An 11,852-nucleotide genomic window follows, 5' to 3' on the forward strand; every position below is an offset into this window, starting at 1 on the left:
TTAGGCGTTGCCCTTCACGTTGAGTTTAAGTTCCGCTGCAAAGGATAGCATGCGATTTAGCGGCAGTAACGCCGCCTCTCGCAGCGTCTCATCCACCTGAATCTCATGTCCCGCGCCGCCCGTCTCCAGCGCCTCTGCGATAGCTTTAAGGCCGTTCATCGCCATCCACGGACAGTGAGCGCAGCTGCGGCAGGTTGCGCCCTCGCCCGCGGTCGGCGCTTCCAGTAGCTCTTTATCCGGCACCATTTGCTGCATTTTGTAGAAGATGCCGCGATCGGTCGCCACAATCATCTGCGGATGTGGCAGAGATTTCGCCGCCTGAATCAGCTGGCTGGTCGAGCCAACGGCGTCCGCCAGATCGACAATCGCCTGTGGTGACTCAGGATGCACCAGCACCGCCGCGTCGGGATAGAGCGCTTTCATACGCTGCAGCGCCTGGGTTTTAAACTCGTCATGCACAATGCAGGCGCCCTGCCAGCACAGCACATCCGCGCCCGACTTCTGAGTGACGTAGCGGCCCAGATGACGATCCGGCGCCCAGATAATCTTTTCGCCCAGGCTGTCGAGATGCTCAATCAGCTCAACCGCAATGCTGGAGGTCACTACCCAGTCGGCCCGCGCTTTGACTGCCGCTGAGGTATTGGCATAGACCACGACGGTGCGATCGGGATAGGCATCACAGAAGGCGTTAAACTCTTCAATCGGGCAGCCGAGATCCAGTGAGCACTCCGCCTGCAGCGTCGGCATCAGCACGGTTTTTTCAGGGCTGAGGATTTTGGCGGTTTCGCCCATAAAGCGCACGCCTGCCACCAGCAGTGTGGTGGCGGAATGATTACTGCCGAAACGCGCCATCTCCAGCGAGTCGGAGACGCAGCCGCCGGTCTCTTCCGCCAGCGCCTGGATTTCCGGATCGGTGTAGTAGTGCGCCACCATCACCGCGTTACGCGCCTTCAGCAGCGCTTTGATTTTCTCACGGTAAAACGCCTTCTCGTCATCACTCAGACGAGCAGGTTTAGGCGGAAAAGGGTAAACGGCGCTTTCAGGATCGAACATCACACTCATGACACAGCTCTCGTTTTATCTAATTAACGAAAATCGCCAGTAAAGGCGAATAATGGCGTTCAATCCACCATCGTGTTTTATATGCTAAACACGATAGCGGAAAAGCCAGACTGTGTCGTGGGATTTTTAGTCCGCCTGTATCACTAACTGGACCGGCTCTGAAGCTGCTTTATCGATAAGCGACTGCGGCGCTTCCAGCGCCAGCAGGAAAGCTTTGATGTCCAGCCCGCCTGCAAAGCCGGTCAGCTTGCCGTTAGCGCCAATCACGCGGTGGCATGGCGCAACAATGGAGAGTGGATTACGACCATTGGCCGCGCCGACCGCCCGTACTGCCTGCGGATGACCGATCTCTCTGGCAATCTGACTGTAGCTGCGCGTTTCACCAAATGGAATCGCCACCAGCGCCTGCCAGACTTTTTTCTGAAAGTCGGTGCCGACCATGTCGAGTGGCAGCTCAAAGCAGCGACGCTCACCGGTAAAGTATTCGCTGAGCTGACGCTCAGTTTCGATCAGAATGGGATGATCGTCATTGCGCGTCTGCGGCAAAAATCGGGTGCGCTTCGGATCGTCGTTTTCCCACAAGATGCCCGCCAGGCCACTGTCGCTGGCGACCAGTTTCAGTTCACCTACCGGGGTAGCTATCGGTTTGAAGTAGTACATGGTGATTCTCCCGTCACGGTTCCGTCATCCAGTATCGCACTTTTTTTCCCCCTGACTGGCTGTTTCCGGTCATGGCGTTAAACTGTTTTGCTGTCCGAAAACAGCCAGTCTGACGGATCCAGCCGGTATAGGCTGTCCCTATTTGCCGGAGAAATGCCATGCTCGATCCCGAAATTGCCTACCAGGCGCTAACCTCTCGTGATACCCGCTTTGACGGCGTTTTCTTTGTGGGTGTGACGTCAACCGGTATCTATTGCCGTCCGGTCTGCCCGGTTAAAGCACCCATGCAGAAGAACTGCCTTTTCTTCAGCAGCGCTGAGGCGGCGGAAAAAGCGCGCTTTCGCCCCTGCCTGCGCTGTCGGCCAGAACTGGCACCCGGCAATGCGCCGGTTGATCAGCCGCATCGCGTCGCAGAGCGGCTGATTCAGCGTATCGAGGAAGGCATGCTGGAGGAGCGCGAAGGCCTGGAAGCAATTGCTGCGGAATTCGGCCTCAGCCTGCGTCAGCTGCGCCGTATCGTGCAGCATGAACTCGGCGTTTCGCCGCTGGAGCTGAAGCAGACGCGGCGAATGCTGCTGGCAAAACAGCTGCTGACAGAAACACAACTGCCTGTCACAGAGGTCGCCTACGCCAGCGGTTTCAGCAGCCTGCGCCGGTTTAATGATGTTTTCCAGGCGCGCTACCGCATGACGCCGAGCGCGCTGCGCCGGGATGACACTGGCACTAAGCGTGCGCAGCCCGGCGACCGCGTGACGCTGCGGCTGACCTATCGCCCCCCCTATGACTGGGCGGCGATGCTCTGGTTTTTGCAGACGCACCTGATGAAGGAGGTCGAAGCGGTGGAAGATGGCAGCTGGCGACGCACTGTGGCGCTGGGTCGCTGCCGGGGCTGGGTCAGCGTTTCCCATCTGCCGCAGAAGAACGCATTGCAGGTGACGCTCTCAACGTCCCTGACGCCAGTGCTGCCTCTGCTGCTGCGCCGTCTGCGTGACCTGTTCGATCTCGATGCGCAGCCACAGCGTATCGCCGCCTGCCTGGCCCAGGATCCGCTGCTGGCACCCAGCCTGATCGCACATCCCGGTCTGCGCGTGCCCGGCGCATTCGACGCCTTTGAGCTGGGCGTGCGCGCCATTATCGGCCAGCAGGTAACCGTCAAAGCGGCCACCACGGTCAGCAGCCGTTTTGCCGCCGCCTTTGGTGAGCCCTGCGAGACGCCTTTTGCCGATCTCACCCGTTATACCGCGCTTCCTGAACGCATCGCCGGACTGACGGTGGACGATGTCGCACCGATGGGCATTGTCAGCGCCGCGCGCTCCCGCGCCATCATCGCCTTTGCCAGCGCCTGCGCCAGCGGTGACCTGCGTCTCAGCGCCGCTCAGCAGCCTGACGAGGTGATAAAAAAGCTGGTCAGCCTGCCGGGCATTGGTCCCTGGACTGCGCACTATATCGCGATGCGCGCCCTGCGCTGGCCGGATGCCTTTCCCAAGGAAGATATCGCCATCCGTAACAACCTGGGCGGCATGACATCCAGAGAAGCGGAAGCGCGTTCGCAATCCTGGCGTCCCTGGCGCAGCTATGCGGTGATGCATATCTGGGAGAGCCTGGCAGTGGCGAAGGTGAAGAAAAAGGCGTGAGGATGAGTACAGGGCAACTCTCCCCGCAAAGCAAAAGCAAAACGAGCAGTTAATACGCTCAGAAGAAGAAAGCGTCCTGCGCAATTATCGCCAGCAGCGCTTTTAGATGGCTGAGAAAGCTAAATCAGCTTTAATCCTCCAGCAACAATTAAGCCCGATGCGCAGGGAACACGGTCAGAGGAGGAAAGCGTCCCGCGCCAGGACGGCGCGGGCCGAGCGTGTCATGGATGACGGCTTTTGCGTCTTTCTGATCTGACCGTGTTCTCTGCGCAGGCTGGATCTCTCAGCGAACTGCGCCAGACTTTGCCCACTACCTCAAACGCCAGTGGCTTTATACATTTAACGTGAGCCAGATACCGCAGAAACGAAAAAAGCGCCCAAAGGGCGCTTCTTTCTAATTGGTGGGTCGTGCAGGATTGCCTCGGCCCTTCCAGGGCCTCGCCCTCCGGGTGATGCTGAAGCATCAGCCTGAATCGCCGGGCGATTCAGTCGAACCTGCTGCAGGTTCTCACCCTGCACGGTGAATACCGTGCTCTGAAAACGAAAAAAGCGCCTTAAAGGCGCTTCTTTCTTAATTGGTGGGTCGTGCAGGATTCGAACCTGCGACCAATTGATTAAAAGTCAACTGCTCTACCAACTGAGCTAACGACCCGCTGGGGGCTTACAACCGTTCAGCGCGCCAGGCGGCTGAGATAAGATGGTGGGTCGTGCAGGATTCGAACCTGCGACCAATTGATTAAAAGTCAACTGCTCTACCAACTGAGCTAACGACCCATCTTAGGTTGTGAAGCAATGCTGAAGTGTTCTTCTTAAAACAGCGCGGTAAAGCGCGTCTGAAGGAGATGGTGGGTCGTGCAGGATTCGAACCTGCGACCAATTGATTAAAAGTCAACTGCTCTACCAACTGAGCTAACGACCCATCTTCAGGCTTACCAGACACTTTGCAATGTGTCCCGGCAACGGCGGCATATATTACTGATTTAGCGGGGTAGCGCAACTCTTATTTCTGCTAAATGCTTCAGTTGCTTACCTTTCATACGGCAAGACCAGAAATCACACGATATCTGGTCTGAACCGGACAAATTACAGGCTTGCCAGACGTTTTTGCGCCTGTTTAGCAGATTCGGTGTCTGGATAAAGTTTGATCACCTGCTGGAAGACCGCTTTGGCTTTCGCCGTGTCTTTCTTCTCCTGCATGATGACACCCACTTTCAGCAACGCTTCTGCAGCTTTCGGCGACTTCGGATAGTTCTTCACTACCGTAGCGTAATAATACGCCGCGTCGTCCTTTTTGCCTTTGTTGTAGTTCAGCTGACCCAGCCAGTAATTCGCATTCGGCTGATAGGTCGAATCCGGGTAACGTTTTACCCACGCCTGAAGCGCACTGATCGCCTGGTCATACTGTTTCTTCTCCAGAATCAGCGCCACAGCCGCATTGTAATCGCTGTTAGCGTCACCGGTCTGCGCAGGTGCGCTCTCCGTGGATGCTGCCGCGCCTGCGGTGGCTGCTGCGCTGGTATCTGCTGCGGCATCGCTGCCGGCTGCCTGTTGCCCGCTGCTGCTGCTGGCGCTGCTCAGGCTGTCAATCTGCTGGTAAAGCTGCTTCTGCCGCTCAACCACCTGATTCAACTGATACGAGTTTTGCTGGATTTGCCCACGCAACGCATCGATATCGCGCTGGTTATCGCTCATCTGCTGCTGCAGTTGCTGCATCAGCTGTGCCTGGGCATTAGAGATTCGTTCAAGAGTGGTGACACGGTCTTCGACCGAGCCGGAGCCAACGCTACTGATTGACGCTTGGGCATTAGCGGCCCAGGGGGCCGCTACGCCAATCAGTAACGACAGACTCAACAGATGACGTCTGAAGTTACTAACCATGTGATTCTCTTAGTAGACCAGTACGGCACGACGGTTTTTAGAATACGCTGCTTCGTCATGACCCAGAACGGCTGGCTTCTCTTTACCGTAAGAAACGATAGACATCTGATCAGCCGACACGCCTTTACCCTGCAGGTACATTTTAACGGCGTTAGCACGACGTTCGCCCAGGGCGATGTTGTATTCCGGCGTACCGCGCTCATCCGCGTGACCTTCGATGGTCACTTTGTATGATGGGTTGCTGCGCAGGAAGGTCGCGTGCTGATCCAGCATCTGTGCGTAATCAGACTGAACGTCATACTTGTCCAGGCCGAAGTACACGATGTTGTTCTGCTGCAGCTGCTGCATCTGCAGACGAGCTTGCTCGTCAGAAGACATGTTGCCGCCGTTACCGTTCATGCCAGAGTTAGCACCGTAAGCGCCATCAGCGCCCATGCCAGTCTGGTCATTGTTGTTGTTTTTGTGTGAGCTACAAGCCGCTACTGCCAGAACCGGCAGAGCCAGCATCAAACCCTTCAGCACTTTGTTCAGTTGCATTTCAAAAATCCCATTATTGTTTATTGTTTGCGATGTCTGAACTGTCAGACATTACAGATACGGCGACCAGGCAGGAAATTTGACCTGTCCATCAGTTGCCGGAAGACGCGCTTTGAAACGACCGTCGGTTGAAACCAACTGCAGCACGGAACCCATCCCCTGAGTAGAGCTATAGATTACCATTGTGCCGTTTGGTGCCAGGCTCGGCGTTTCATCCAGGAACGTGTCCGTTAACGTTTGAACGGCTCCCGTTTCCAGATCCTGTTTGGCGACGTGTTGAGCACCACCGCTGGTGCTAATCATCACCATAGATTTACCATCTGTTGCGACATCCGCATCCTGGTTCTGACCACCTTCCCAGGTAATACGCTGTGGCGTGCCGCCATTCAGACCAACTTTATAGATCTGAGGGGCACCCGCCTGATCCGAGGTATAAGCCAGCGTCTGGCTGTCCGGGAACCAGGTCGGTTCAGTGCTGTTATAGCGACCATCTGTCACCTGACGCGTCTGACCTGACGCCAGATCCATCACATAGAGGTTCAGGCTGCCGGTTTTAGAGAGCGCGAAAGCGAGCTTAGAGCCATCTGGCGAAAACGCCGGTGCACCGTTATGACGTGGATAAGAGGCGACCTGACGGATAGCACCGTTAGACAGCGTCTGAACCACCAGCGCAGATTTGCCGCTTTCAAAGGTCACGTAGGCAACTTTGCTGCCATCCGGAGACCAGGCTGGCGACATCAGTGGCTGTGGTGAACGATGTACCACGAACTGGTTGTAACCATCGTAGTCAGCCACGCGCAGCTCATACGGGAACTGACCGCCATTGGTCTGCACGACATAGGCGATGCGGGTACGGAAAGCACCTTTAATGCCGGTCAGCTTCTGGAAGGTTTCGTCACTGGCCGTGTGGGCAGCATAACGCAGCCACTGTTTAGTCACTTTATACGAGTTCTGTGCCAGTACGGTACCTGGCGCACCGCCGGTATCAACCAGCTGGTAAGAAACCTGATAGCTGCCATCCGGGTTAGAAGCGACCTGACCGACGACAACGGCATCAATGCCGAGCGCGCTCCAGGCGGCAGGCTGAACTTCCTGCGCGCTGGCAGGCTGCTGTGGCAGACGCGAGCGGTCCAGTGGATTAAATTTGCCACTGTTACGCAGGTCAGCCGCTACGATGCCGCCGACATCTTCCGGCGCAGCACCCGCACCCGCCCATTTAAACGGCACCACGCCAATCGGGCGCGCAGTGTTGACACCCTGGGTGATCTCAATTCGAACTTCTGCATGCAGCATGGCTGCCCACAGCAGGATAAAAAAGCCTAACGTAACGCGAAGAGCTTGCTTCATTTTATCTCCCTTATCTGAACCTCAGTCCACGATAATTGGCACTGTTCCTGGAAACCACGAGTACAACTTAAGTACGGCAAGCTAAACATAGAACAACTTGCCGCCCGTTACTGCATTATTGCGGTTTAAAACGCATTGGGGCGTTTTTAAACACTTCGTAGACCGCCTGCGAAGGCGGCTTCGGAATGCGTGCCTGTTTAGCGGCAGCAATCGCGGCCTGACAGAGCGCAGGATCGCCACCCTCTGACTTAACATCGATTAACAAGCCATCAGGCGCAAGTTTAATCCGCAAATCACAGGTTTTTCCGCGATACAGATCGGCATCGTAGAATCGGCTCTGAATCGCACTGACAACCTGCCCCATATAGGAGTTGATTTCCGCGCCTGATGCGCCCGCTTTCTTCTGGTTTCCCTGCCCTGCTGCGCCACCGGAAGTGCCGCTTTTCGGTGCATTTTTGCCGGAAGCGAGTCCGCCCAGTAAATCATCGACATCGCTGCCATTGGCGGCATCCGCTGCGGCTTTCGCTTTCGCATCTGCTTTGGCCTTAGCAGCAGCATCCGCTTTTGCTTTGGCTGCCGCATCGGCTTTGGCTTTTGCCGCAGCATCGGCTTTCGCCTTTGCAGCCGCTTCTGCCTTCTCTTTAGCCGCTTCTTTAGCGGCCTCAGCTTTCTCTTTCGCCGCTTCTGCAGCTTTCTCTTTCGCTGCCTCAGCTGCTTTTTCTTTGGCTTCAGCGGCTTTTTCTTTCGCCTCTTCGGCCGCTTTAGCTTTTGCCTCCGCCGCCGCTTTCACTTTGGCTTCGGCTGCCGCTTTTGCATCCGCTTCAGACTTTGCTTTGGCTTCCGCAACAGCTTTCTCTTTTGCGGCGGCCGCCGCGGCGGCTTTCGCCTGCTGATCAGCCTGCTTCTTTGCGTCGGCGGCGGCCTGCTTCGCCTGCTCGGCGGCGGCTTTTGCCTGTGCATCCGCCTGGGCTTTCGCATCCGCTTTCGCTTTGGCTGCCGCCGCTTCAGCGGTTTTTTGTTGCTCCTGAGCCTGTTTAGCAGCATCGATAGCCGCTTTCTGCTGCTCAGCCTGCTGTTTAGCCTCTTCTTTCGCGGTTTCCTGCGCGGCTAAACGCTCTTTCTCCAGCGCTTTCAGACGCTGCTGTTCAGCAGCCTGTTTCTGTTGCAGCTCTTCAGCCTGCTGCTGCGCCTGCTTTTTACGCTGCTGCTCAGCCCGCTGGCTGTCGCTCTGCTGGTTCTGCTGACGATTGTATTGACTCACGACGGCACCGGGATCGACCATCACTGCATCGATATCGCTGCCTCCGCCACCCGCACTGCTGGGGTCAACGTGCTCATTAAACGAGCTCCAAATCAGCAGCGCGATCAGCACGATATGCAGAATCACCGAAATGATTATCGCGCGCTTTAACTTCTCGTTTTGCTCGGTTGCCTTCGACACACTCGGTTCCCAAAAAACGGTTCGATTTTAAATCGGCTGCGTCATCAAACCGACAGATTTAACACCCGCCTGGTGCAGCAGGTTGAGCGCTTTAATAATTTCATCGTAAGGCACCTCTTTCGCGCCCCCGATCAAAAAGACCGTCTTAGGATTCGCTTCCAGTCGACGCTGCGCTTCGCTGATCACCTGCTCAGGCGGGAGTTGGTCCATGCGGTCGTGATCCACGACCAGGCTGTACTGCCCCACGCCCGCGACTTCAACAATTACCGGCGGATTATCATCGCTGGAAACCGTTTTAGAGTCGGTCGCATCAGGCAGATCCACTTCCACGCTCTGGGTAATAATGGGTGCCGTTGCCATGAAGATCAGCAACAGCACCAGCAGGACGTCCAGTAGCGGAACGATGTTGATTTCCGACTTCAGGTCGCGGCTTTTGCGACCACGTACTCTGGCCATCATTAACCTCTATTTACTTAGCGCTATCGCTGGAGAAAGCCTGGCGATGCAGGATGGCAGTGAACTCTTCCATAAAGTTGTCGTAGCCCTGCTCCAGTTTGTTCACGCGCTGGTTCAGACGGTTGTACGCCATGACCGCCGGAATCGCGGCAAACAGACCGATAGCGGTCGCAATCAGTGCTTCAGCGATACCCGGTGCCACCATCTGCAGCGTCGCCTGCTTCACCGCGCCCAGCGCGATAAAGGCGTGCATAATTCCCCAGACGGTACCGAACAGCCCGATGTAAGGACTGATAGAGCCGACGGTGCCGAGGAATGGAATGTGGTTTTCCAGTGCTTCCAGCTCACGGTTCATTGAGATGCGCATAGCACGACTCGCCCCGTCAATGACCGCTTCCGGCGCATGATTATTGGCGCGATGCAGGCGGGCAAATTCTTTGAAGCCGGAATAGAAAATCTGCTCCGAGCCGCCCAGTTCTTCCCGGCGCTCCTGGCTCTCCTGATACAGGCGCGAGAGTTCGATACCGGACCAGAATTTGTCTTCAAACGCCTCCGCTTCTCTTCCCGCCGCATTCAGAATACGTGTGCGCTGAATAATGATGGCCCAGGAGGCAATAGAAAAGCCGATCAAAATCAACATGATAAGTTTGACCAGAAGGCTCGCCTTCAGGAACAAATCAAGAATGTTCATGTCAGTCACTGCTTGAACTCCGCGACAATAGACTTGGGAAGCGCAATCGGCTTCATCAGATGTGGGTTAATGCAGGCAATCAGGACTTCTGCCTCATTGAGCACTTTGCCTTCAGTATTCACGATACGCTGCGTGAACGTCATGGTTGCCCGTGTCATTGAGGTAACCTCACTCTGGATCTCCAGAAGGTCATCAAGACGCGCCGCCGCCAGATAGTCCACCGATATGCGCCGTACCACAAAAGCGATCTGCTGTTCTAACAGCGTCTGCTGATTGAAATGGTGCTGTCGCAACATTTCGGTACGTGCTCGTTCATAAAAAGCGATATAGCTGGCGTGATAAACCACACCACCGGCATCAGTATCTTCGTAGTAGACCCGAACCGGCCAGCGAAACAGCGTTGTACTCACTCTACATCCCGGCCTCGTTTTAAACGTTGCTACTATACGCAAGAGAATTGGGGTTGGGAATGGGTCGCCAGAGCCAGGCGAAAATAATTATCGCTCCGTAACAAACGGAACGATTTCAGAGAGATTTATTGACCAGATGCTGACAAATATTCACTGACAGCGCGGGTGAGGTGGGGAATTAAAGGTAAAAACGGTAAAGCGCAATCACTAACACCAGCAGAGCCGGTAACGGCGTAAACAGCGCCTGCCATCGGGTTTTCCGTGGCCGGAAACCCACACCGTGAATTACGCCGCAGCAGACCGCCCAGATCAGCACCAGCCCCTGCAGAGCAGGAAGCTGGCCCGCCTGATTGGCAAAACGGGTCGGATCCCACATCACGCCGCCCGCCGTCAGCAGCGCCAGCAGCAGTGAAAGGGCCCGTAACGGGCCCTTATCCATCAGATCATAGAGCATCCGAACTGGCGTGCGCATCAGTGAGTCTCATCCTGCGCTTCAACGTGCTCAATCGCCAGCGCGGTCACGATACCAAAGGCACAGGCCAGCAACGTGCCGAGAATCCAGGCAAAATACCACATGCGACATCTCCTTTATTAATAGAGTGAGTGACTGTTGCTTTCAATCTGCTCTTTGGTAATACGGCCAAACATCTTCCAGTAGCACCAGGTGGTGTAAATCAGAATGATTGGGACAAAGATAGCGGCGGCCACGGTCATGGTTTGCAACGTCAGCAGACTGGACGTGGCGTCCCACATGGTCAGGCTGGTCCCCGGTACGGTGCTGGATGGCATGATGAACGGAAACATCGCAATGCCGGCAGTCATGATGACGCAGGCCAGCGTCAGTGATGAGAACAGGAACGCCCAGGCACCCTTTTCAACCCGCGAGCAGAGTACGGTAAGCAGCGGCAGCACCGAACCAAGCAGCGGGAACAGCCACAGTACAGGATGGTTCTGGAAGTTAATCATCCAGGCACCCGCTTCGCGCACGACAGTTTTTCCCAGTGGGTTTGAGGCGGCGAAGTGATCCATTGTGCTGGTCACCACATAACCCTCGATACCGTATTTCACCCAGACACCCGCCAGGATGAAGCAGACCATCATCACCAGCGCGGCAAGTTGTGCAGCGGTACGCGAACGCAGATGCAGTTCGCCAGTGGTGCGCATCTGCAGGTAGGTTGCGCCCTGTGCCAGAATCATCGCCACACTGACCACACCCGCCAGCAGGCCAAACGGATTCAGCAGCTGGAAGAAGTTGCCGGTATAGAACAGGCGCAGATACGCATCGGCATGGAACGGCACGCCCTGTAACAGGTTGCCAAAGGCCACGCCAATCACCAGCGGTGGCACGAAGCTGCCAATGAAAATGCCCCAGTCCCAGGCACCGCGCCAGCGGTTATCTTCAATCTTCGAGCGGTAATCGAAACCGACCGGACGGAAGAAGAGTGACGCGAGCACCAGAATCATCGCCACATAGAAGCCGGAGAAGGCCGCTGCGTAGACCATCGGCCAGGCGGCAAACAGTGCGCCACCCGCGGTGATCAGCCAGACCTGGTTACCGTCCCAGTGCGGGGCTATACTGTTAATCATGATGCGACGTTCAGTATCGGTGCGGCCCAGAATGCGTGTCAGCATGCCGACGCCCATATCAAAACCATCTGCGACAGCAAAGCCAATCAGCAGCACGCCAATCAGCAGCCACCAGACAAAGCGCAGAACTTCATAATCAAACATGGTCG

Annotated in this window: 13 protein-coding genes, 3 tRNA genes and 1 other RNA gene; 1 reads left to right on the top strand and 16 read right to left on the bottom strand. The window is 56.0% G+C overall.

Annotation, left to right across the window (positions count from 1 at the left end):
- Together nadA and IV493_RS12510 are read right to left on the bottom strand one after the other, a co-directional pair.
- The gene (gene nadA / locus IV493_RS12505) at positions 1-1,062 is read right to left on the bottom strand and encodes a quinolinate synthase NadA (RefSeq protein WP_195857232.1); all 1,062 of its coding nucleotides are present in this window, start codon (positions 1,060-1,062) and stop codon (positions 1-3) included.
- A gap of 126 nt (positions 1,063-1,188) precedes the next feature.
- Complete coding sequence (locus tag IV493_RS12510; RefSeq protein WP_033782350.1) at positions 1,189-1,722, bottom strand: methylated-DNA--[protein]-cysteine S-methyltransferase; 534 nt, start codon at positions 1,720-1,722, stop codon at positions 1,189-1,191.
- 158 nt (positions 1,723-1,880) lie between these two features.
- Between IV493_RS12510 and IV493_RS12515 the strand changes: the two genes are divergently transcribed.
- Positions 1,881-3,356 carry an AlkA N-terminal domain-containing protein gene (locus IV493_RS12515; RefSeq protein ID WP_013357157.1) on the top strand — a complete coding sequence of 492 codons (1,476 nt, stop codon included), beginning with the start codon at positions 1,881-1,883 and terminating at the stop codon, positions 3,354-3,356.
- 399 nt (positions 3,357-3,755) lie between these two features.
- Here the strand turns inward: IV493_RS12515 and IV493_RS12520 are convergent.
- The 14 genes from IV493_RS12520 to cydB all read right to left on the bottom strand — a co-directional run bounded on the left by IV493_RS12520 (position 3,756) and on the right by cydB (position 11,847).
- Positions 3,756-3,889, bottom strand: a non-coding RNA gene (locus tag IV493_RS12520) — RtT sRNA.
- Between the two features lie 43 nt (positions 3,890-3,932).
- Positions 3,933-4,008: transfer RNA gene (locus IV493_RS12525), tRNA-Lys, on the bottom strand.
- 46 nt (positions 4,009-4,054) lie between these two features.
- Positions 4,055-4,130, bottom strand: a tRNA-Lys gene (locus tag IV493_RS12530).
- 69 nt (positions 4,131-4,199) lie between these two features.
- A tRNA-Lys gene (locus IV493_RS12535) sits at positions 4,200-4,275 on the bottom strand.
- 164 nt (positions 4,276-4,439) lie between these two features.
- Entirely contained in the window at positions 4,440-5,234 is a 795-nt protein-coding gene (gene cpoB, locus IV493_RS12540; RefSeq protein WP_013357156.1) for a cell division protein CpoB, read from the bottom strand.
- Positions 5,235-5,243: 9 nt separating this feature from the next.
- A complete protein-coding gene (pal, locus tag IV493_RS12545) occupies positions 5,244-5,771 on the bottom strand; it encodes a peptidoglycan-associated lipoprotein Pal (protein ID WP_003853135.1) in 528 nt (175 codons plus the stop codon).
- A gap of 51 nt (positions 5,772-5,822) precedes the next feature.
- Positions 5,823-7,118, bottom strand: a complete 1,296-nt coding sequence (gene tolB, locus IV493_RS12550) for a Tol-Pal system beta propeller repeat protein TolB (RefSeq protein ID WP_013357155.1) — start codon at positions 7,116-7,118, stop codon at positions 5,823-5,825.
- Positions 7,119-7,233: 115 nt separating this feature from the next.
- The gene (gene tolA / locus IV493_RS12555) at positions 7,234-8,559 is read right to left on the bottom strand and encodes a cell envelope integrity protein TolA (protein WP_013357154.1); all 1,326 of its coding nucleotides are present in this window, start codon (positions 8,557-8,559) and stop codon (positions 7,234-7,236) included.
- 27 nt (positions 8,560-8,586) lie between these two features.
- Positions 8,587-9,015: a colicin uptake protein TolR gene (gene tolR / locus IV493_RS12560; protein WP_013357153.1), complete on the bottom strand. Its 429-nt coding sequence runs from the start codon at positions 9,013-9,015 to the stop codon at positions 8,587-8,589.
- A 13-nt stretch (positions 9,016-9,028) separates the two neighbouring features.
- Positions 9,029-9,715, bottom strand: a complete 687-nt coding sequence (tolQ, locus tag IV493_RS12565) for a Tol-Pal system protein TolQ (protein WP_003853142.1) — start codon at positions 9,713-9,715, stop codon at positions 9,029-9,031.
- Positions 9,712-10,116: a tol-pal system-associated acyl-CoA thioesterase gene (gene ybgC / locus IV493_RS12570; protein WP_010260759.1), complete on the bottom strand. Its 405-nt coding sequence runs from the start codon at positions 10,114-10,116 to the stop codon at positions 9,712-9,714. The genes tolQ and ybgC overlap by 4 nt, the downstream gene beginning before the upstream one ends.
- 178 nt (positions 10,117-10,294) lie before the next feature.
- Positions 10,295-10,588, bottom strand: coding sequence for a cyd operon protein YbgE (gene ybgE / locus IV493_RS12575; RefSeq protein ID WP_095707545.1), 294 nt, complete (start codon positions 10,586-10,588; stop codon positions 10,295-10,297).
- Complete coding sequence (cydX, locus tag IV493_RS12580; RefSeq protein ID WP_013357150.1) at positions 10,588-10,692, bottom strand: cytochrome bd-I oxidase subunit CydX; 105 nt, start codon at positions 10,690-10,692, stop codon at positions 10,588-10,590. The genes ybgE and cydX overlap by 1 nt, the downstream gene beginning before the upstream one ends.
- Positions 10,693-10,707: 15 nt before the next feature.
- Positions 10,708-11,847 (bottom strand): cytochrome d ubiquinol oxidase subunit II, encoded by a 1,140-nt coding sequence (gene cydB / locus IV493_RS12585; RefSeq protein WP_195857233.1) that lies wholly within the window; start codon positions 11,845-11,847, stop codon positions 10,708-10,710.
- Positions 11,848-11,852 lie beyond the last annotated feature (5 nt).

Source organism: Pantoea sp. SM3640 (assembly GCF_015654165.1).
Classification (GTDB): Bacteria; Pseudomonadota; Gammaproteobacteria; order Enterobacterales; family Enterobacteriaceae; genus Pantoea; species Pantoea vagans.